Genomic DNA, 20773 nt, shown 5'->3' with positions numbered 1-20773 from the left:
GTAGCGAACCTTGAAGGGCGCGGGAATGGCTGCTCACACCTCAGCATGAGGGGATGGATCAGTTGCCGAAGGCTCGCCATCCCGTTCCAAACACACAGGAAAAGACCCGTGACAAAACCCCGTGTTCTCGTTTCCGACAAACTGTCGCCCACCGCCGTTCAGATCTTCCGGGATCGCGGCGTCGACGTCGATTTCCACCCCGACCTTGGCAAGGACAAGGACAGGCTGCTGGAGGTGATCGGCCAGTATGACGGCCTCGCCATTCGCTCGGCGACCAAGGTGACTGAAAAGCTGATCGCCGCAGCCGACAATCTCAAGGTGGTCGGCCGCGCCGGAATCGGCGTCGACAATGTCGACATTCCCGCCGCATCGCGCCGCGGCATCATCGTCATGAACACGCCGTTCGGCAATTCCATCACCACCGCCGAACATGCGATTTCGATGATGCTCGCCGTCGCGCGGCAGATTCCGGCCGCGGACATCTCCACCCGCGCCGGCAAGTGGGAAAAATCGAAATTCATGGGCGTCGAGATCACCGGCAAGACACTGGGCGTGATCGGCTGCGGCAATATCGGTTCGGTCGTCGCCCAGCGCGCGATCGGGCTGAAGATGAACGTCATCGCGTTCGACCCTTTCCTGTCGGAAGAGCGCGCCATGGATCTGGGCGTCGAGAAGGTGGAACTGGATGAACTTCTCGAGCGTGCCGACTTCATCACGCTGCACACGCCGCTGACCGACAAGACGCGCAACGTGATCGACGCCGCCGCCATCGGGAAGATGAAGGACGGCGTGCGCATCATCAACTGCGCGAGGGGCGGGCTCGTCGACGAGGCGGCTCTTGCGGAGGCGCTCAAGGCCGGCAAGGTGGCCGGCGCCGGCATCGATGTGTTCGAGATCGAGCCTGCGACCGAAAGCCCGCTGTTCGAGATCCCCAATGTCGTCTGCACGCCGCATCTGGGCGCCTCGACCACCGAGGCGCAGGAGAATGTGGCGCTGCAGGTGGCCGAGCAGATGAGCGACTATCTGGTCAAGGGCGCGGTGACGAATGCGATCAACATGCCGTCGATCAGCGCCGAGGAAGCGCCGATCCTCAAGCCGTTCGTCAAACTGGCCGAGGTGCTCGGCGCCTTCGTCGGCCAGGTCGCCGAGTCGGCCATTCTCGAAGTGGAGATCCTCTATGACGGCTTGACGGCGGAGCTGAACACAAAGGCGCTGACCAGCGCGACGCTGGCCGGCTTGATCCGGCCGCAGGTGGCCGATGTCAACATGGTCTCCGCGCCTGTCATGGTCAAAGAGCGCGGCGTCATCGTCTCGGAGGTCAAGCGCGACAAGTCGGGCGTGTTCGACGGCTACATCAAGCTGACCGTCAAGAGCGCCAACCAGACCCGCTCGGTGGCCGGCACGGTCTTCGCCGACGGCAAGCCGCGCTTCATCCAGATCAAGGGTATCAATCTGGACGCCGAGATCGGCCGCAACATGGTCTATACGACCAACAATGACGCGCCGGGCATCATCGGCATTCTGGGCACGACCTTCGGCGACAATGGCGTCAACATCGCCAACTTCCAGCTTGGCCGCAACCGGCCCGGCGGCGATGCGATCGCGCTTTTGTATGTCGACGATCCGGTGCCCGAACACGTGCTCGACAAGGTGCGCGGGTTCCCGGAAATCCTGTCGGCCAAGCCGCTGGTGTTCGACGTCTAGGATTGGATAGCGTGATCCGGCCGCTCAGCCTTGACCGGCCGGCTTGCGTTCCGCCAGCCAGATGCCGCCGATCACCAGGACCATGGCGATGGCGTGGTGCACGCCGAACACCTCGCCGAGGATCAGGACGGCCATGACGGTGCCGATCACGGGGACCAGATTGACGAACAGGCCCGCCCTGTTTGAGCCGATCATCTCGACGCCGCGCATGAAGAAGACCTGGGCGAAGATGGCGGGGAAGACGGCGGTGTAGATGGCGACGAGCCAGCCCTGCATGTCCGGCACGATGCCCGCCGGCGAGCGCCACTCGAGAAAGGCAAACGGCCAGGACACGACCATGGCGGAAAACGCCATGGCAAGCATCATCGATTTCCAGTGCAGGTCGGGCTTGTAGCGCAGCGCCACCGAATAGCCGGCATAGAGCAGGCATGCCAGCGCCATGAAGGCATCGCCCCGGTTGATGACCAGTCCGACAAGCTGATCGAGACTGCCGTTGGACGCAACGAAGGCGATGCCGATCAGCGACAGGAGAAAACCGACGATCTGCGCCGGGGTCACGCGGGTCCGAAAGACCGCGAAATTGAGCAGGAAGATGAACATGGGAATGCCGGCCTGCCAGATCGCCACATTGATCGCCGATGTGTGGTTGAGCGCCGAATAGAGCGCGACGTTGAAGCCGGCAAAACCGGTTGCGCCGTAAATGAACAGCAGCGGCAGGTGCCGCACGATCTTTTGCCGGTCGGCCCAGAATTGCGGGCCGGCAATGACCAGAAGGATCGTGAAGGCCATCATCCAGCGCACGCTGGTCAGGATCATCGGCGAGATGTGGCCGACGGCGAGCTTGCCGGCCACCGCATTGCCGCCCCAGAAGATGGTGGTCATCACCAAAAGCAGATAGGCGAGGCGGTTGACCTGGGCGGTCGGTGCGTCCTGGGCCGGCATGAAGGCTCCGTGTTCGGCGGTCGGACGGCCTACATGGCGCAGCATCGGCCGATTTGCGAGGAAAAACCCGTCACCGAGGCAATTCGCCGGCGTCGCGGCCTCGCGCTTTGGCTCCGGCGCGTTTATAGACGGCCCGTTTGTTTCAAACCGGCAAGGGGAAGACGGCGGCATGGCCAATGTGGTGGTTGTCGGCTCGCAATGGGGCGACGAAGGCAAGGGCAAGATCGTGGACTGGCTGTCCGAGCGCGCCGATGTGGTGGTGCGCTTCCAGGGCGGGCACAATGCCGGCCACACGCTGGTGGTCGACGGCACGGTCTACAAGCTCTCGCTACTGCCCTCGGGCGTCGTTCGCGAGGGCAAGATGAGCGTCATCGGCAATGGCGTTGTTTTCGACCCGCACGCCTTTGTCGCAGAGCTTGGCCGGCTGGCCGAGCAGGGCGTCGATATCGGTCCCGACCGGTTGCGCATTGCCGAGAACACCGCGCTGATCCTGTCGGTGCATCGCGAACTGGACGCGCTGCGCGAGGACGCGGCGTCCAATTCGGGCACCAAGATCGGCACGACCCGGCGCGGCATCGGCCCGGCCTATGAGGACAAGGTGGGCCGCCGCGCGGTTCGCGTCATGGATCTGGCCAACATGGAGACGCTGCCGGCCAAGGTCGACCGGCTGCTGACACACCACAATGCGCTGCGACGCGGCCTGAACCAGCCCGAGATCGGCCATGATGCGCTGATGGAGGAGTTGTCTTCGGTCGCCGATGCGATCCTGCCGTTTGTGGACAGGGTCTGGAAGGTGCTCGACGACAAGCGCCGTGCCGGCGCGCGCATCCTGTTCGAGGGCGCGCAGGGCACTTATCTGGACATCGATCACGGCACCTATCCGTTCGTGACCTCCTCCAACACCATCGCCGGCCAGGCGGCGACCGGATCGGGCATGGGTCCTGGCGCCATCGATTATGTGCTGGGCATCACCAAGGCCTACACGACGCGTGTCGGCGAGGGGCCATTCCCGACCGAACAGGACAATGAGGTGGGCCAGTATCTTGGCGAACGCGGCCACGAGTTCGGCGTCGTCACCGGACGCAAGCGCCGCTGCGGCTGGTTCGATGCGGTGATGGTGCGCCAGGCGGTTGCGGTCAACGGCATCACCGGCATCGCGCTGACCAAGCTCGACGTGCTCGACGGCATGGAGGAGATCAAGGTGTGTGTCGGCTACGAGCTGGACGGCGCGCGGATCGACTATCTTCCGGCGAGCCAGGGCGCGCAGGCGCGGCTGACGCCGGTCTATGAGACGCTGGAAGGATGGAGCGGGACGACCGCAGGCGCGCGGTCCTGGAACGATCTTCCCGCGCAAGCGGTCAAATATGTGCGTCATGTCGAAGAACTGATCGGCGCGCCGGTGGCCATTTTGTCCACCTCTCCGGAGCGGGACGACACGATACTTGTGACCGACCCGTTTCAAGACTAGTTTGGCACCTCAAGAACGGGCGCATAGCGGATTGAATTCATGGCAGATTTTGCTGCGATTCTGAAAAAGACCCTCGACAAGATGGGGGAAACGACGCCGGAGGTGCGCGCCCAGGTCTATGACAAGGCGCGCCAGACGGTGCAGCGGCAGATCGACGCCATGGCCAGCCAGCCGCCGCAGGCGGCCATCGACCGACAGTTCGAGAAACTCGAATCGGCGATCGCCGAAATCGAGGCCGGCTATGCGGCGCCGATCCCGGACGAGGTACCAGCAGACGCCGAGCCGGACCAGCCGCCCGCCGCAGAGCCGGAACCGGCCGAACCGGACCAGCCTGCCGAACCGGAAGCCACGGTCGAGCCGGAGCCCGCGCCGGAAGCCGTGTTCGTTGGCGAAACGGTGCCCGAGGCCGAGCCCGAACCAGAGCCGGATGAGGCGTCGGAGCTCGAACCAGAGCCGGATGCGGCGCCGGAGCCCGAACCCGAAGGTGCCGCGGACACCGTTGCCGAGCAGCCGGCCGATCCTTGGCAGGCGCCTTCGGCTGACGTGTCGGCGGATGAGACGGTTTTCGACGAACCGGTCGTGCCCGACGCGCCGTCTTTCGATACGCCGGCCGAACCGGACCCCACCGTCGACGATGTGATTTCATCGCTCGACGACGTGGTCGCCGGGCAGGCGGACACGGTTCCAGAAGACCCGTTTGCGCTCGACACGCCGCCCGATGGCGGCGGGCTGGAACGGCCGCCGGATGCCGACGCCGAACCGCCCATGCCGCGCGCCGAGGACCATGACCCGCTGCTCGATTTCCTCAGCGAGGAACGCGAGACCATGGCCGAAGCGGACAGCGACGCCGACCGGGCCGTCGATGTGCTGTTCGGCGAACCGGTCGCCGGCACTGCTCCGGACGTGGCCGCCACGAGCGGAGCCGGCAACGACCTGATCGGCGAGCCGGCCGACGCGGATGTTGCGGAACCGGCGGAAAAGCCCCGCCGCGGCGGCTGGCTGATCGCGGCTGCCGTGCTTGTCGTCCTGCTGGCCGGTGGCGGCTATGCGGCCTATGTCAACCAGGAGCCGCTTCGCGCCTTCCTGTCGGGCCTTGGGGGCACGGCGTCCCAAACCGATGAGGGCGACGTGCCTGTGCGCACGGTGGAAACGACGCCCGTCAATGCGGACAGCGGCGATGCGGGCGAAGATGCGCCCGCCGAAGCGACGCCTCCCGAGACGGTCGATGCCGGCAGCGGCGATGACGGCATCCAGAAGTTCACGCAGCGCCTGACCGAGGATGGCCGCGAGATCGACGAAGGCCCGGCACCGGGGGCGGTCGCCCCCGGCGAGGGCAGTTCGGTTGCCGGCCAGACGGCGGGCAGCGAGGATGCGACCGCGCCCGATGCCGGAACGCCCGGGGCACCGGCCACCGACGCGCAGGACGGCATTGCCGTCGGCCAGCGCACCATTTTCTACGAGGAACGCACCGGAACCCAGCCGGGCACCGCGATGCAAGGTTCGACCGTCTGGTCGGTGGTGCAGGAATCGCCCGGCGGCGATCTGCCGCTCGAACCGGCGATCCGTGCCCAGTCGTCGATCCCGGATCTGGGACTGGCGCTCGAAGTCACCATCCGCCGCAATGGCGATGTGACCTTCCCGGCCAGCCATATCGTCGAACTGTTCTTCACTGTGCCCGACACGTTCGAGGGGCGCGGCATCGCCGATGTGCAGCGCATCACGTTCAAGAACACCGAGCAGGACCCCGGCAGCGCGCTGATCGCGGTGCCCGCGCCGATCGACACCAACATCTTCCTGGTTGCGCTGACCGACGCGCAAACGGCCGTGCAGACCAACACCTCGCTGATGCTCAGTCAGGGCTGGGTCGACATTCCGATGCAGTATGTGTCGGGGCGGCGGGCGCTGATCACGCTGGAAAAGGGCGCGGCGGGCGATGCGGTCTTCCGCGAGGTGTTCGAGGCGTGGGAAGCGGCGCCGCTGGGTGATGCAAGCGGGGGCTGAGCCCCGGCGACAACCTGGTTCCTTGGTACAAAAAAGCCCCCGTCCGGCAAAGGCCAGGCGGGGGCTGTTGGTAGATGCGCTGCCGCTGCCGGACGTTCCCGCTCAGCCCGCGTGTTCGAGCTGGGCCGGCGGCGCGTTCAGCTTGGCGGCGGCCGCGACCATCGCCTTTTGCACTTTTTCGAAGGCGCGGACCTCGATCTGGCGGACGCGCTCGCGCGAGATGTCGAATTCGCCGGAAAGTTCCTCGAGCGTCAGCGGATCCTCGGACAGGCGGCGGGCCTTGAAGATGCGCTGTTCGCGTTCGTTGAGCACCTCCATCGCCTCGCGCAGCATGGCCCGGCGATGGTCCAGTTCGTCCTCCTCGATCAGCATCTTCTCCTGGCTGTCGCTCTCGTCGACGAGCCAGTCCTGCCACTGGCCGCTCTCGCCCTCGGCGGCGCGGATCGGCGCGTTCAGGGAGGCGTCGCCGCTGAGGCGCTGGTTCATCGACAGGACCTCTTCCTCGGAGACCTGAAGGTCGGTCGCGATCTTCTTGACCTGCTCCTCGTTGAGGTCGGCATCGCCCAGTGCCTGGATACGGCTCTTGGCCTTGCGCAGGTTGAAGAACAGCCGCTTCTGGTTGGCGGTCGTGCCCATCTTCACAAGGCTCCACGAGCGCAGGACATATTCCTGGATCGAAGCCTTGATCCACCACATTGCGTAGGTGGCGAGACGGAAACCGCGCTCGGGATCGAATTTCTTGACGGCCTGCATCAGGCCTACATTGCCTTCGGAGACCACCTCGCCCATCGGCAGGCCGTAGCCGCGATAGCCCATGGCGATCTTGGCGACCAGTCGCAGATGCGAGGTCACAAGCTTGTGGGCGGCGTCGGTGTCGTCATGCTCGTGATAGCGCTTGGCGAGCATGTATTCCTCGTCGGGCTGAAGCATCGGAAAGCGGCGGATTTCCTCCATGTACCGCGAAAGTCCGTTACTGCCGCCGGCAAGGCTCGGTAGTGTGTTCTGGGCCATAGTTAGCACCCTTTCTCCCATGATGGCTCCCGCAGAAATGCGGCAAGCAAGAGGCATATGCGCCAATTCATGCACGCCTATGCCGCCGCTGAACGCGGCTTTGCGCTATAAATGGTGGCGAATGCCAATGATTTCAAGTGTTTCTAGATGCGCCTCAATTCCTCGGCGACACGTGCCATGTCGGCAGGCATGGCGACCTCGAACCGCATCAGATCGCCGGTCGAGGGATGGATGAAGGCGAGCGTCCTGGCGTGCAGCGCCTGCCGGCCGAGCGCCTCGACCGCCGCGCGTGCCGTTTCGGGCACCGCGCGCGCCTTGGAGCGGAAGCCGGCGCCGTAGACGTCATCGCCGATCAGCGGATGGCCGATATGGGCCATGTGCACGCGGATCTGGTGGGTGCGGCCCGTTTCCAGCGTGCAGGCGACAAGGCTGGCGACGGGTTTCGCCGGCGGGCCGAAGCGCGTCTCCACCGAAAAACGGGTCACGGCGTGGCGCGCGTCCGGCTGGCTTTCGGAGACGACGGCCTGTTTGGTGCGGTCGCTGCCGGACCGGCCGAGATGGGTGGCGATCGTGCCGGCGTTCCGGTCCGGCGCGCCCCAGACCAGCGCCTGATAGGTCCGTTCCATGGCGCCGGTGCGGCCGTGGTCGGCAAACTGCCCGGACAGGTGCTTGTGGGCGGCGTCGGTCTTGGCGACGACCATGACGCCGCTCGTGTCCTTGTCGAGCCGGTGCACGATGCCCGGGCGCTTGACGCCGCCAATGCCCGACAAGGTGTCGCCGCAATGGTGGATCAGCGCGTTGACCAGGGTTCCGGTCGGGTTGCCGGAGCCGGGATGGACGACCATGCCGGCCGGCTTGTCGATGACGATCAGCGTATCGTCCTCGTACACCACCGAAAGCGCGATGGCCTCGGCCTGTGGCTCGGGATCGGCGGGCGGCGGCAGGTCGATGCGCGCGACATCGCCTTTGCGCATCGAGCGTCGCGGCTCGCGCACCACGGTGTCGTTGACCGTCACGCGCCCGTCCTCGATCAGCGCCTTCAGGCGGCTGCGGGAAACCGTGCCGTCCAATGCGGCGGCGAGAAACCGGTCCAGGCGCTGGCCGGCATCGTCGGGCCCGGCGGTCACGTCTTCCATTTTGCCGCGTTCCTCTGTAGGGCAGGGCCATTGTCTGCCGGTGCTATCGGGCGCCGGCGCCGCAATCAATAGGACCGAGATGAACCAGTTGCCGCCGGAGCTTGCCGACGAAGCGCCGCTCGATCCCGCCGCCGAGCGCGTGCGGCGCAAGATGGTGCGCCTCCTGGCCGTGTCGATCGGCATCATGTTCGTCGGTGTCTTCGCCGTGCTGGCGGCGATCGTCTGGCAATTGGGCGAGGCGACCACATCTTCGCTGACGCGCGGCGATCTGATCGTGCCGGACGGTTTCGCGGTCCTTGAGAGCGATCTGACGGCCGATGCCATCATGCTGCGCGGCACGGACGGCAACGGCGCGCAGCGGGCCTTGATCTTCGACCGCGCCTCGGGGACGCTGACCGGCGATTTCGCGATCATCGCCGGCGATGGTGTGCCGTCCGCCCGTTAGACCCAAATTGTCGCATTCTCGACAGAAATTTCGTCGTCAACGCCAAATTGATTTGATTGTACCCCTTTACAACCGGGGGCGATGTTCGATTTGATGAGGGTGTCGGCGGTATGGAAGTTTTCGCCGGCGACGGGGTTCAAAAAGCGGAGTGGAAAGCCATTTCCAGAGGCGCAGCAGTCAAGTTCGACGGTGTTCAGAAAAGCTACGACGGTGAAACGCTCGTCGTCAAAGACCTCAATCTCGATATCGCCCGGGGCGAATTCCTGACAATGCTTGGGCCTTCGGGCTCCGGCAAGACCACCTGCCTGATGATGCTGGCCGGTTTCGAGCCGGCGACGCATGGCGAGATCTATCTCAACGAGCAGGGCATCAACAATGTGCCGCCGCACAAGCGCGGCATCGGCATGGTGTTCCAGAATTACGCTCTGTTCCCGCACATGTCGGTGGCCGAGAATCTCGCGTTCCCGCTGCAGGTGCGCGGGGTCGGCAAGGCCGAACAGGAAGACCGCATCAGGCGGGCCCTCGACATGGTCGAACTGGGCGCGTTCGGCGGCCGGCGGCCGGCGCAGCTTTCGGGCGGCCAGCAGCAGCGCGTCGCGGTGGCGCGCGCGCTCGTGTTCGATCCCGAACTGGTGCTGATGGACGAGCCGCTGGGCGCGCTCGACAAGCAGCTGCGCGAGCAGATGCAGTACGAGATCAAGCACATTCACGAAAATCTTGGCGTCACCATCGTCTATGTGACGCACGACCAGACCGAAGCGCTGACCATGTCGGATCGTGTGGCGGTCTTCAATGACGGCGTGATCCAGCAATTGTCGTCGCCCGACGTTCTTTATGAGAGCCCGCAAAACTCCTTCGTCGCCCAGTTCATCGGCGAGAACAACAAGCTTTCGGGCGAGGTTGTCGCGATGGACGGCGCCAATTGCGAGGTGCGGCTCGACGATGGAACGCTGCTGGTTGCCGATCCGGTCAATGTCAAGGGCGCCGGCAGCAGGACCACGGTTTCGCTGCGGCCCGAGCGGATCGAACTGGCGCCATCCGACGAGCCGGAAAACGTGCTCGACGGCAAGATCGAGGAACTGATCTATCTGGGCGATCACATTCGCGTGCGCATGAACGTGGCCGGCAATGACGAGTTCATCGTCAAGGTCCGCAACCGGCGCGACAAGCGGCCGATCTCGGAAGGCGACATGGTCAAGGTCGGGTGGTCGGCCTCGGACTGCAAGGCGCTCGACGCCGTGGCGTGAGCGCGCAACGAAATTGACCGCGGGCAGTGGTGCCCGGGGCAATGGGGACAGCGCGTTCGGCCATCCGCCGGGGCTGTCCCGGACAAAAAAGGGAGCAATCAATGAAACTCAAGTCAATTCTCATGGCGACCGCGGCGGCTGGCGTGCTGGCTTTGCCGGCGTTTGCCGAAGGCGACATGTCGCTGGCCGAGGCGCCCTGCGAGAACTGCGCCGATGAACTGACCGTCGTCTCCTGGGGCGGCGCCTATCAGAATTCGCAGATCAAGGCCTATTCGGAGCCCTATGCCGAGGCGACGGGCGTCACCTTCGTTTGGGACGAATCCTCGGCCGAGGCCGTTGCCAAGCTGCGCGCCATGAGCGAAGCCGGCAACGTGACCTGGGACGTCGTCGATGTGGTGGCTTCGGATGCAATCCGCCTGTGTGACGAGGGTCTTGCGATCGAGATCGACGGCGCGACCGAACTGGCCCCCGCTCCGGACGGCACGTCGGCCGACGATGATTTCGGCGTGCTGCGCGTCAACGACTGCTTCGTGCCGCAGATCGTTTATTCGACGACATTCGGCTATCGCACCGATGTGGCCGAGTGGAACGGTGCCGTGCCCGATGACATCTGCGACATCTTCGACCTGGAAACCTTCCCGGGCAAACGGTCACTGCAGAGGCGTCCGATCGACAACATGGAATGGGCGACATACTGCAACGGCACACCGAAAGATGAAATCTACGATGTGCTGAGCACCGACGAGGGTATCGCAGCCGCGCTCGCCAAGCTCGACACGATCAAGGACCAGGTCGTCTGGTGGACGGCCGGTGCCGAGACGCCGCAGCTGCTGGCCGACGGCGAAGTCGTGATGGGTTCGACGTTCAACGGCCGCTTGTTCTCGGCGATCGCCGAGCAGGACCAGCCCATCGCCATGATGTGGGACATGCAGTCGTTCGACCTTGACGGCTGGATCATTCCGGAGGGCCTGGACGAGGCACGCCTCAACCGCGCCAAGCACTTCCTGAAGTTCGCCACCGACACGCAGCGTCTGGCGGACCAGGCCAAGTACATCTCCTACGGCCCGGCTCGTGCATCGTCCGCGCCGCTGGTGGGCACCCATGCCGAGCTTGGCATCGACATGGCGCCGCACATGCCGACCGATCCGGCGAACGCTGCCAACGTCCACAATTACGACTACACCTGGTGGGCCGACAATCGCGACGACATCGACGCGAAATTCCAGGCCTGGCTGGTTCAGTAAGGCCAACGACAACCGGACACGGCGCCCCGCGCCGTGTCCGATCCAGATTTTGAGAGCATTTTCTGACGACCCGGATATTCAGCGGGGATTGCGATGAGCAGCGCCACCGACACACCGACCGATGCAATTGCGGGCGACGGCATCGTGCGCGCCGCCGATGGAACCCCGCTCAAGCGCAGCCTGGCGCGCGCGCTGCGCCGCGAAAAGCTGCGGTCCTTCCTGCTGATCGCGCCGCTTCTGGCCTTCGTCGTCATTTCCTTTCTTTTGCCGATCGCCGACATGCTGTTCCGGTCGGTCGAGAACAACATCGTCCGGGACACGATTCCGGAGACCGTGCAGACGCTGGCCTCTTGGGACGCCGACAGCGGCGAACTTCCGGACGAGCGCGTCTTTGCGGCCCTTTACCGCGATCTGCAGATCGCCGTTGAAAAACGGATTCACACCCGGCTCGGCTCGCGGTTGAACTATGAAAAATCCGGCATGTCGGGCCTGTTCCGCAAGACCGGGCGGGAGGTGCGCCGGTTGGAGGCCGAAGGGCCTTTCAGGGAGCGGTTCATCGAGATCGACGAGGATTGGGCCGATATCGAGGTCTGGGCGGTGATCAAGCGCTACAGCCCGCCCTATACGCCGGGCTACTTCCTCAACGCGGTGGATGCGGAACTGACCGCCGAGGGCGTCGAGATGAAGCCGGAGAACGAGCGCATCTATCTGACGCTGTTCTGGCGCACGCTCGTGATGAGCCTGATGATCACGCTGTCGTGCCTGCTGCTCGGTTATCCGATCGGCTATCTTCTGTCGCACCTTCCGGCACGCTCGGCCAACCTTCTGATGATCCTGGTGCTGCTGCCGTTCTGGACCTCGCTTCTGGTGCGCACCTCGGCCTGGAAGGTGCTCCTGCAGCAGCAGGGGGTGATCAACGATTTCCTCGTCTGGATCAACCTGATCGACGATGCCGGGCGGTTGGTGATGATCAACAACCAGACCGGCACGATCATCGCCATGACGCACATCCTCCTGCCGTTCATGATCCTGCCGCTCTATTCGGTGATGCAGACCATCTCGCCGTCCTATGTGCGCGCCGCCAAGAGCCTTGGCGCGAGCGACTGGACGGCATTCTGGCGGGTCTATTTCCCGCAGACCGTGCCGGGCATCGGCGCCGGCGCGATCCTCGTCTTCATTCTGGCGATCGGCTACTACATCACACCCGAACTGGTCGGCGGCACAAGCGGTATCTTCATATCCAACCGCATCGCCTATCACATATCGACGAGCCTGAACTGGGGACTGGCGGCCGCGCTGGGCACCATCCTTTTGCTGCTCGTCATGGCGCTGTTCTATGTCTATGACCGGATCGTCGGCATCGACAATGTGAAGCTGGGCTAGGGAGCAGCAAACATGTCATCACCCTTGCCGCCCTATGCCTCGACGCTGCAGCTCACCTGGTTCTATGCGTTCCGGGTCATTTGCGGGCTGATCTTCTTCTTCCTGATCTTTCCGATCCTGGTGATCGTGCCGCTGTCGTTCAACGCGGAGAACTTCTTCACCTTCACGCCGGGCATGCTGCGGCTCGATCCGGATGCCTACTCGTTCAAGCACTATGTCGACTTCTTCACCAACCCGGACTGGCAGCAGGCGCTCTACAATTCGGTGACGATCGCGCCGGCTGCGACGATCCTGGCCACGGTGCTCGGTACGCTGGCGGCGATCGGCCTTTCCCAGGCGCATGTGCCCTACAAGTCGGCGATCATGGCGATCCTGATCTCGCCGATGATCGTGCCGTTGATCATCTCGGCGGCGGGTATGTATTTCTTCTATTCGCGGCTCGGGCTCCAGGGCACCTATATCGGCGTCGTGCTCGCCCACGCGGCGCTCGGCACGCCGTTCGTGATCATCACCGTGACGGCGACGCTGGTCGGCTTCTACCGGTCTCTGGTGCGCGCGGCGGCGAGCATGGGCGCCGATCCGGTGACGACCTTCTTCAAGGTGCAGATGCCGCTGATCATGCCCGGCGTCATTTCAGGGGCGCTGTTTGCCTTCATCACCTCGTTCGACGAGGTTGTGGTCGTCCTCTTCCTCGGCTCGGCCAGCCAGAAGACGCTGCCATGGCAGATGTTCATCGGCCTGCGCGAGCAGATATCGCCGACCATTCTCGCCGTCGCCTCGGTGATGGTGGCGCTCTCGATCGCCTTGCTGTTCACGCTGGAGATGCTGCGGCGGCGTTCGGAACGTCTGCGCGGCCTGTCGCCGGGCTGACGCCCCTTTTCGCAGCCGTCCGAACCGGCTAGGTCTGGGCGCATCGAACACGCGTTGCGGGCGTTTCTCCCATGAGCCTCGGGCTTCAGGCGTTTGTCGCCGCCCTGCCGATCCTAGTCGCCGGCCTGCTTCTGGTCGGCCTGCGCATGCCCGCCCGGTCGGCGATGCCGGTGGTCTATGTGGTCGCGGCGCTGCTGGCGCTGTTCGTGTGGCAGGTTCCCGCCCTTCGTGTCGTAGCCGCGTCTCTGCAGGGGCTGGTCATCACCTTCGACATCCTGCTGATCGTCTTCGGCGCGATCCTGCTTTTGAACACGCTCAAACATTCGGGCGCGCTGGCGGTCATCAAGGACAGCTTCTCGGCGATCAGCCCGGACCCGCGCATTCAGATCGTCATCATCGTGTGGATGTTCGGCGCCTTCATCGAGGGGGCGGCAGGGTTCGGCACCGCGGCCGCAATCCTTGCGCCACTGCTCGTCGCGCTTGGCTTTCCCGCCATGGCCGCCGTCATGCTCGGCATGACGCTGCAATCGACCCCGGTGACCTTCGGCGCGGCGGGCACGCCCGTGCTCGTCGGCCTGGCCGGCGGGCTGGACGGGCCGCAGCTCGATGTACTTCTGGCCGAGAACGGGCTCACGCTGGCCGATTATCTGCAACTGGTCACCAATCAGGTCGTCATCTTCCATGGCGTGGCGGGCCTGTTCATCCCGGTGCTGATGGTGTTGATGACCACGCGATTTTTCGGCGCCAACCGGTCGTGGCGCGAAGCGTTGCCGGCTGTGCCCTTTGCACTGTTCGGCGGCGTGGCGTTCGTCGTGCCCTATGCGCTGATCGGCTGGCTCTTGGGGCCGGAGTTCCCGTCCATGATCGGCGGGCTGGCCGGGCTTGCCGTGATAATCATGGCCGCGCGCGCCGGATTTCTGGTGCCGAAGTCGCTCTGGACGTTTCCGCCGCGCGCGGACTGGCCGGTCTACTGGCTGGGATCGGTGCAGGCGGATACGGGGGAGGCGCCGCCCGCCGGCACGCGGCCGTCCCTGTGGCGGGCCTGGGCACCCTATCTGCTGATCGCGATCCTTCTGGTGCTGACGCGTCTGCCGGCGCTTCCCTTCGGCGACTGGCTGAAGTCGCTCCGGATCAGTTTTCCCGACATTTTCGGCACCGGCATTTCGGCGGCCAGCACACCGCTCTATCTGCCGGCCACGGTGTTCATCGCCACCGTTCTCGTCACCTTCTGGCTGCACCGGATGCGGCCGTCGGAGATGGCGCGCGCCTTTGGCGAGAGCACCAGGACGCTGCTCGGTGCCGGTGTCGTCCTGATGTTCACGGTCCCGATGGTGCGCATCTACGTCAATTCGGACTTCAACGAGTTGGCGCTCGCCTCGATGCCGCTTGCCATGGCGGATTGGGTGGCGCAGTCCGTCGGCGGTGTCTGGCCGCTTTTTGCGCCCTCGATCGGCGCGCTTGGCGCGTTCATCGCCGGCTCCAACACGATCAGCAATCTGATGTTCGGCGCCTTCCAGTTCGGTGTGGCCGGGCAATTGTCGATGCCGACGGTCACCGTCGTGGCGCTGCAGGCCGTCGGCGCCGCCGCCGGCAACATGATCGCCATCCACAATGTGGTCGCCGCGTCGGCGACGGTCGGCTATCTGGGCCGGGAAGGGCAGGTGCTGCGCCTGACGCTGGTGCCGACGCTCTATTATGTCACGCTTGTCGGCCTGATGGGGCTGGTGGCGGTCGGCGTGGTATCGACGCCGTGATCCGATCCGGAACCGGCCTGCATGCGGCGCATTGTAACCCGATGCCCTGACCGAAAGGACCTTGTCCATGGCCGTAACCTCCCGCAGCTTCGCCGTGATCGGACTTGGCAGCTTCGGCTCGACCGTCGCCACCGAACTGCAACGCTCGGGCAACACGGTCGCCGGCATCGACATCGATGAGAAGCGTGTCTCGCGGGTCGCTGAACATTTGTCTTCGACGGCCATTCTCGACGCCACCGACGAGGATGCGCTGCGCGAAATCGGCATCGACGGATACGGGGCGGCGATCGTGGCGATCGGCGACGACATAGAGGCGTCGATCCTGACGACGATGAACCTCAAGCTGGTGGGTGTCGAGACGATCTGGGTCAAGGCCGCCGGCAAGGCCCATCACCGCATCCTGTCCAAGCTGGGTGTCGACCGCGTCATCCAGCCCGAACAGGAGATGGGGCGCCACATCGCGCAGATGCTCAACAATCCGGCCGTCCAGGATTATGTGAGTCTCGGCAACGGCTTTCACGTGGTCAACATCCTCGTGCCCGAACGGCTGGAGGGCAAGACGCTCGACGCCTTGAAGATCGGCAAGAGCCACGACCTGCAGCTTCTGGGCCTGATGCGCGGAACCGACTATGTCGATTGCGACAATGGCGGTCTGACATTGCGGGAAAAGGACAAGCTGCTGGTGCTCGGCAAGCGGGCCGATCTGCGCCGATTCGGCGATTCGCTTTAGGCCGCGGCGATGCGATCGGCCATCCGTGGCATGCGCCACCGGTTCACGACAATGCCGCCGCCGATGATCCTGGCAAGCCTATACGGCGTTCTGATCGCCATCGGCGCGGGGGCGTTCAAGCTGCCGTTCGCGACGACCGAGCCGATCACCTGGTCCGATGCGCTGTTCACATCGACATCCGCAGTCACCGTGACGGGGCTGATCGTCGTCGATACGGGCACCGTGCTGAGCCTTTGGGGCCAGATGATCCTGGCTGTGATGATCCAGCTAGGCGGGCTCGGCCTGATGACGTTTGCCGTCTTGGTGTTGCAGGCGCTCGGCCTGCCGGTCGGACTGACGCCGCAGCTCTATCTGCGCGAGGATCTCAACCAGACCTCGATGCGCAACCTGACACGGCTGGTCGGCACGATCCTGCGCGTGGTGCTCGTGTTCGAGGCGGCGGGCGCGGTGCTGCTTGCCTTCTCCTTCGTGCCCGATTTCGGCTGGGGGATGGGCATCTGGCACGCGATCTTCCACTCGATCTCGGCGTTCAACAATGCCGGCTTTTCAACCTTCACGCCCGGCCTTGTGCCCTATTCAGCCGATCCGCTGGTCAACCTCGTCGTGCCGTTGCTGTTCATTGCCGGCGGGCTTGGTTATGTCGTCTTCTCCGATGTTTTCCGGGAACGCGCAAAATGGAGCCGCTACACGCTGCACACCAAGATCATGCTCGCGGGGACGGCCGTCCTGATCCTCTGGTCGGTCGCCATGGTGGCGCTTCTGGAATGGAACAATCCTGCGACGCTGGGCGCCCATGAGTCCGCCGGTGTCAGGGCCATGGTCGCCTGGTTTCAGGCGGTGACGACGCGCACCGCCGGCTTCAACACCACCGACATCGGCGCATTGCACGATTCCACGTCCGTCATGTTCATCTCGCTGATGCTGATCGGCGGCGGATCGACCTCGACCGCTGGCGGTATCAAGGTAACGACCTTCGTCATCATGATTCTCGCCACCATCGCCTTCTTCCGCCGCCGCAGGGAACTGACCGCGTTCGGCCGGTCGATCGGGCTTGAACAGGTGCTCAAGGTGATGGCGCTGACGGCCATCAGCGTCATCCTGGTGTTCGTCGGTGTCTTCGCGATCACCGCCGCCCATGAGGGCGATTTTCTCGACATCGCCTTCGAGGTGGCGAGCGCGTTCGGCACGGTCGGCCTGTCGCGCGGCTTCACCGGCGAACTGAACGAGCCGGGGCGGCTGATGATCATGGCGATCATGTTTCTGGGCCGGGTCGGACCGCTGACGCTGGGATTTTTCCTGGCAACGCGCACCATTCCGCGCGTGCGCTATCCCGAAGGGCAGGTGCATCTGGGATGACCCCTGCTGCCCGGTACGGCATGGCCGCGCTGGCGCGGAAATCGTGCTAGAGCGCGTCGATGATCAGGCCGAACAGTTCGTTCTGCGCCGATATCTCCAGTTTCCGGTAGAGGTTGCGGCGGTGCACCTTGACCGTATGCACCGAGATTTCGAGGTTGTATGCGATCGACCGGCTCGAATGCCCTTGCGTGATCAGCGCGGCAACCTGCGCTTCGCGGTGACTGAGCGCCTGGCCTTCATCGGTGCGCAGCCGGGAGAAGATCTCGACAAGGTCCGGCGTGCGCTGTGGCTCGTCGCCATCGGCCTGTTTTGCCACCATCAGTTCGGCGAGTTTCGGCATGAAGGCGACGTGCAACTGCTTGAAACGCCGCACGTCCCGCGCGGTGAATTTCGGATAGCCGGCATTGCGGCCGATCGAGAAATGGACGACGGAGCGCGGCGTCAGCCGGCGCAGGGCGCCCAGCTCATCGACCATGCCCGTCGACTGGAAATAGTTGGCGAAATAGTCGCTTGCCTCGAACCGGTCGGGCGCGATCTCGGCGAGCCGGAACGCCGAAGCGCCCTGTTCGCTCCGGGCGCGCTGGGCGAACGGGTCCAGCAGATGGCCGACTTCGCAGTAATAGGTGTCGAACGTCTTGCGCAGATGGTCGTCTGGGATCCAGCGAAAGCCGATCTCCGGCCGCCGGCCCTCGCGATAGACGATGGCAAGGACGCTTTGCGGCGTGAACTCGTGGACGGACATGGCCACAAGATGCGGCTCCGCATCCTTGAGTTTGCCGGCCACGGCGATCCGGCCGAGAAGATCGTATGTGTCGTGTTTCATCGGCGCCTCCCGACTTGCCCCGCCCGACTTGCACCATGGGACTTGCACCATGGGTGGTACTACTTCACGCAATCGGCCGCCGCTAATACCAATGCCGGGGTATTTCCGGTCAATGCCGGTTCCGGCACAGTCGCACGATCAAGGGAGGTTGCATGGCCAAGTCGGGCAAAAAGCGCACGGGATGGGTCGCCGAGGAACTCTATTTCTGGCACCACACGCAGAATTGGGCGGGCCTGTTCGAGCCGGGTCTTTCCGTGCAGCCAGGCGAGCATTTCGAAAATGCCGAGACGAAACGGCGGTTCCGCAATCTGGTCGAGGCATCCGGGTTCGGGCGCCATCTGGTTCCGGTCCGGGCAGCGCCCGCCGACGACGAAACGCTGATGCGCGTTCATCCCAAGTCCCACATCGAACACATCGAAAAGGTTGCCGCTTCGGGCGGCGGCGATGCCAGCGAACTGACGCCGATGGGCCGGTCGACCGCCGACATTGCGCGGCTCGCCGCCGGCGGCGTGATCGCGGCGGTCGATGCGATCGTCGACGGGACGGTCGACAACGCCTATGTGCTTTGCCGCCCGCCGGGCCATCATGCCGAACCGGAAACGGCGATGGGGTTCTGCTTTTACGCCAATGCGGCGATCGGCGTGCGTCACGCCCAGAAGCGCGGCCTCGAGCGGATCGTGACCGTCGACTGGGACGTGCATCACGGCAACGGCACCGAGACGATCTTCTACGACGATGCGGACGTGCTGACGATCTCGCTGCACCAGGACAATCTGTTTCCGCCCGGACGCGGCGGCATCGGCGACACCGGCACGGGTGCCGGGCAGGGCGCCAATCTGAACATCCCGCTTCCTCCCGGCAGCGGCGGCGGCGCCTACCGGTACGCGATCGACGAACTGGTCGCGCCGGCCATCGAAGCGTTCAGGCCGGACATGATCGTGCTGCCCTGCGGGTTCGATGCGTCCGCGCTCGACCCGCTCGGCACGATGATGCTGTCCTCCTCCGATTTCGGCTGGATGGCGGGGCGCATGGCGGCGCTTGCCGACGATCTGTGCGGCGGCCGCATTCTTGCGACCCATGAGGGCGGCTATTCGGCCGTGCACGTTCCCTTCTGCGGTGTTGCGGTGCTCGAGGCGCTGAGCGGCGCGTCCAGCGGTGTGACCGATCCCTATGACGCGCACATCACAGGCTATGGCGGGCAGGACCTGCAGCCGCACCAGGCCGAGGCCGTTGCCGCGGCGCGCAAGGCGTATGCCGGCGGACACTGAACAGGAATCCAGAACGGGAGGCACTTCGATGAATGACACGACCAGGACGGCGCCCACATCGCGGCGCGACTTTCTGCGCCTTGCGGGCGCGACGACGGGCTCGCCGGCGCTGCTGGCCGGGTTGAACCGGACCGCTGCGGCACAGGGCGGCGAGCCGGTGATCATCGGTTGCCCGGCGCCGCTGACCGGCATCGTCGCAGCCGACGGCATCGAGTTCCGGCGCGGGCTGGAAATGGCCGTCGAGGAAATCAACGGCATGGGCGGCATTCTGGGCCGTCCGGTCGAGGCGGTGTTCGTCGATACCGAAAGCAAGGGCGACGATGCGGTGATCCAGGCCGCCCAGCGGCTGATCGACCGCGACGGCGCCAGCGCGCTGATCACCGGCTACAATCTGGAGACGGGCACCGCACTGCACGATGTTGCCGCCGATGCGGGCATCATCGCCATGCATGCCAATACTGTCGTCGTCCATGACGAACTGGTCAAATCCGATCCCGACCGGTTCTGGGGCACGTTCCAGTACGACCCGCCCGAGACCTTCTACGGCGTCGGCCTTCTGGATTTCGTCAAGGGGCTTGAGGAGCGCGGCGAGTTCACGCGGCCCAACAACAAGCTGGCGATCGTCACGGGGCCGGGTGTCTATTCGATCAACATCGCCAACGCGCTGAACGAGAAGGCGGCCGAATACGGGTTCGAGGTGTCGCTGTTCGAGACCGTTAACGTGCCGATCTCCGAATGGGGCCCGACGCTGGCCAAGCTGCGCGCCGATCCGCCGGCGCTGATCGCGGTGACCCACTTCTATGCGCAGGACCAGGCGCAGTTCATGAACCAGTTCATGAACGAGCCGACCAACAGCCTGGTCTACATGCAATATGGCGCCTCGCTCGCCGCGTTCCGCGAGATCGCCGGCCAGAATTCGGAGGGCGTGCTCTATGCGACCGTGATCGGCGCCCTTCAGGACGAGATAGGCAAGGCGTTCGCCGAGGCCTACAAGGCCAGGTTCGGCGAGAACGCCTCGCCCAATGGCGGCGGCCAGACCTATATGGCGATGCACGCCTATGCGGTTGCCGCAGCCCTCGCCGGCGGTCCCGGCGCGCCCTATGAGGAGGATCAGAACCGGCTGGTTGCCGACCGGCTGCGCCATCTGATCTATCGCGGCCCGGTGGGCACGATGCGCATCGTCCCCGAAACGCAGTCGGCCTACTGCTATCCCAGCCAGACCAAAGACCCGTCGCTGGGCATGCCGCACATCTTCAGCCAGATCCAGGATGCGGCCGCCGATGGCGTGCTGGTGGCGCCGCCGCCCTACAATGTCGAAAGCTTCAGGCTGCCTTCCTGGATGCAGGGCTGAAGCCGTTGCCGGAGCTGTCGCCCCACGAACAGCCCCTTTT

Annotated in this window: 17 protein-coding genes; 13 read left to right on the top strand and 4 right to left on the bottom strand. The window is 64.7% G+C overall.

Annotation, left to right across the window (positions count from 1 at the left end; translation table 11 throughout):
- Window positions 1-108 precede the first annotated feature (108 nt).
- Window positions 109-1704, top strand: coding sequence for a phosphoglycerate dehydrogenase (gene serA, locus DEM25_RS15725; RefSeq protein WP_245412938.1), 1596 nt, complete (start codon window positions 109-111; stop codon window positions 1702-1704).
- Window positions 1705-1728: 24 nt separating this feature from the next.
- Here the strand turns inward: serA and DEM25_RS15720 are convergent, their stop codons facing one another.
- Entirely contained in the window at window positions 1729-2646 is a 918-nt protein-coding gene (locus DEM25_RS15720) for a DMT family transporter (protein ID WP_109767527.1), read from the bottom strand.
- Between the two features lie 169 nt (window positions 2647-2815).
- On the opposite strand from DEM25_RS15720, the gene DEM25_RS15715 reads away from it, so the two are divergent.
- Both DEM25_RS15715 and DEM25_RS15710 read left to right on the top strand, forming a co-directional pair.
- Entirely contained in the window at window positions 2816-4114 is a 1299-nt protein-coding gene (locus DEM25_RS15715; RefSeq protein ID WP_109767587.1) for an adenylosuccinate synthase, read from the top strand.
- 39 nt (window positions 4115-4153) lie between these two features.
- The gene (locus tag DEM25_RS15710) at window positions 4154-6115 is read left to right on the top strand and encodes a hypothetical protein (protein ID WP_109767526.1); all 1962 of its coding nucleotides are present in this window, start codon (window positions 4154-4156) and stop codon (window positions 6113-6115) included.
- Window positions 6116-6217: 102 nt separating this feature from the next.
- Here the strand turns inward: DEM25_RS15710 and rpoH are convergent, their stop codons facing one another.
- Together rpoH and DEM25_RS15700 are read right to left on the bottom strand one after the other, a co-directional pair.
- Window positions 6218-7126, bottom strand: coding sequence for an RNA polymerase sigma factor RpoH (gene rpoH, locus DEM25_RS15705; RefSeq protein ID WP_109767525.1), 909 nt, complete (start codon window positions 7124-7126; stop codon window positions 6218-6220).
- A 143-nt stretch (window positions 7127-7269) separates the two neighbouring features.
- Window positions 7270-8262 (bottom strand): RluA family pseudouridine synthase, encoded by a 993-nt coding sequence (locus tag DEM25_RS15700; RefSeq protein WP_109767524.1) that lies wholly within the window; start codon window positions 8260-8262, stop codon window positions 7270-7272.
- A gap of 79 nt (window positions 8263-8341) precedes the next feature.
- Here DEM25_RS15700 and DEM25_RS15695 point away from each other — a divergent pair, with 79 nt between their 5' ends.
- The 8 genes from DEM25_RS15695 to DEM25_RS15660 all read left to right on the top strand — a co-directional run bounded on the left by DEM25_RS15695 (window position 8342) and on the right by DEM25_RS15660 (window position 17291).
- Window positions 8342-8707 carry a hypothetical protein gene (locus tag DEM25_RS15695; protein WP_147393342.1) on the top strand — a complete coding sequence of 122 codons (366 nt, stop codon included), beginning with the start codon at window positions 8342-8344 and terminating at the stop codon, window positions 8705-8707.
- Between the two features lie 110 nt (window positions 8708-8817).
- Window positions 8818-9954 (top strand): ABC transporter ATP-binding protein, encoded by a 1137-nt coding sequence (locus DEM25_RS15690; RefSeq protein ID WP_109767522.1) that lies wholly within the window; start codon window positions 8818-8820, stop codon window positions 9952-9954.
- Between the two features lie 101 nt (window positions 9955-10055).
- On the top strand, window positions 10056-11198 hold the full coding sequence (locus tag DEM25_RS15685; protein WP_109767521.1) for an extracellular solute-binding protein: 1143 nt from the start codon (window positions 10056-10058) through the stop codon (window positions 11196-11198).
- 93 nt (window positions 11199-11291) lie between these two features.
- Entirely contained in the window at window positions 11292-12581 is a 1290-nt protein-coding gene (locus DEM25_RS15680) for an ABC transporter permease (protein WP_109767520.1), read from the top strand.
- Between the two features lie 12 nt (window positions 12582-12593).
- On the top strand, window positions 12594-13451 hold the full coding sequence (locus DEM25_RS15675; protein ID WP_109767519.1) for an ABC transporter permease: 858 nt from the start codon (window positions 12594-12596) through the stop codon (window positions 13449-13451).
- A 71-nt stretch (window positions 13452-13522) separates the two neighbouring features.
- Window positions 13523-15205 (top strand): L-lactate permease, encoded by a 1683-nt coding sequence (locus DEM25_RS15670; RefSeq protein ID WP_109767518.1) that lies wholly within the window; start codon window positions 13523-13525, stop codon window positions 15203-15205.
- A gap of 67 nt (window positions 15206-15272) precedes the next feature.
- Entirely contained in the window at window positions 15273-15935 is a 663-nt protein-coding gene (locus DEM25_RS15665; RefSeq protein ID WP_109767586.1) for a potassium channel family protein, read from the top strand.
- A 9-nt stretch (window positions 15936-15944) separates the two neighbouring features.
- The gene (locus DEM25_RS15660; protein WP_196780407.1) at window positions 15945-17291 is read left to right on the top strand and encodes a TrkH family potassium uptake protein; all 1347 of its coding nucleotides are present in this window, start codon (window positions 15945-15947) and stop codon (window positions 17289-17291) included.
- A gap of 46 nt (window positions 17292-17337) precedes the next feature.
- Here DEM25_RS15660 and DEM25_RS15655 read toward each other — a convergent pair whose 3' ends face one another.
- Window positions 17338-18114: a helix-turn-helix transcriptional regulator gene (locus DEM25_RS15655; protein WP_158585290.1), complete on the bottom strand. Its 777-nt coding sequence runs from the start codon at window positions 18112-18114 to the stop codon at window positions 17338-17340.
- A 152-nt stretch (window positions 18115-18266) separates the two neighbouring features.
- Between DEM25_RS15655 and DEM25_RS15650 the strand changes: the two genes are divergently transcribed.
- The gene (locus DEM25_RS15650) at window positions 18267-19382 is read left to right on the top strand and encodes a class II histone deacetylase (protein ID WP_109767516.1); all 1116 of its coding nucleotides are present in this window, start codon (window positions 18267-18269) and stop codon (window positions 19380-19382) included.
- 28 nt (window positions 19383-19410) lie between these two features.
- On the top strand, window positions 19411-20733 hold the full coding sequence (locus DEM25_RS15645) for an ABC transporter substrate-binding protein (RefSeq protein ID WP_109767515.1): 1323 nt from the start codon (window positions 19411-19413) through the stop codon (window positions 20731-20733).
- Window positions 20734-20773 lie beyond the last annotated feature (40 nt).

Origin of the sequence: Oceaniradius stylonematis (assembly GCF_003149475.2) — a bacterium.
In the GTDB taxonomy this organism is placed as follows: Bacteria; Pseudomonadota; Alphaproteobacteria; order Rhizobiales; family Rhizobiaceae; genus Roseitalea; species Roseitalea stylonematis.
The sequence above is the reverse complement of the archived record's forward strand: the minus strand, read 5'-3'. Positions and strand labels throughout refer to the sequence as shown.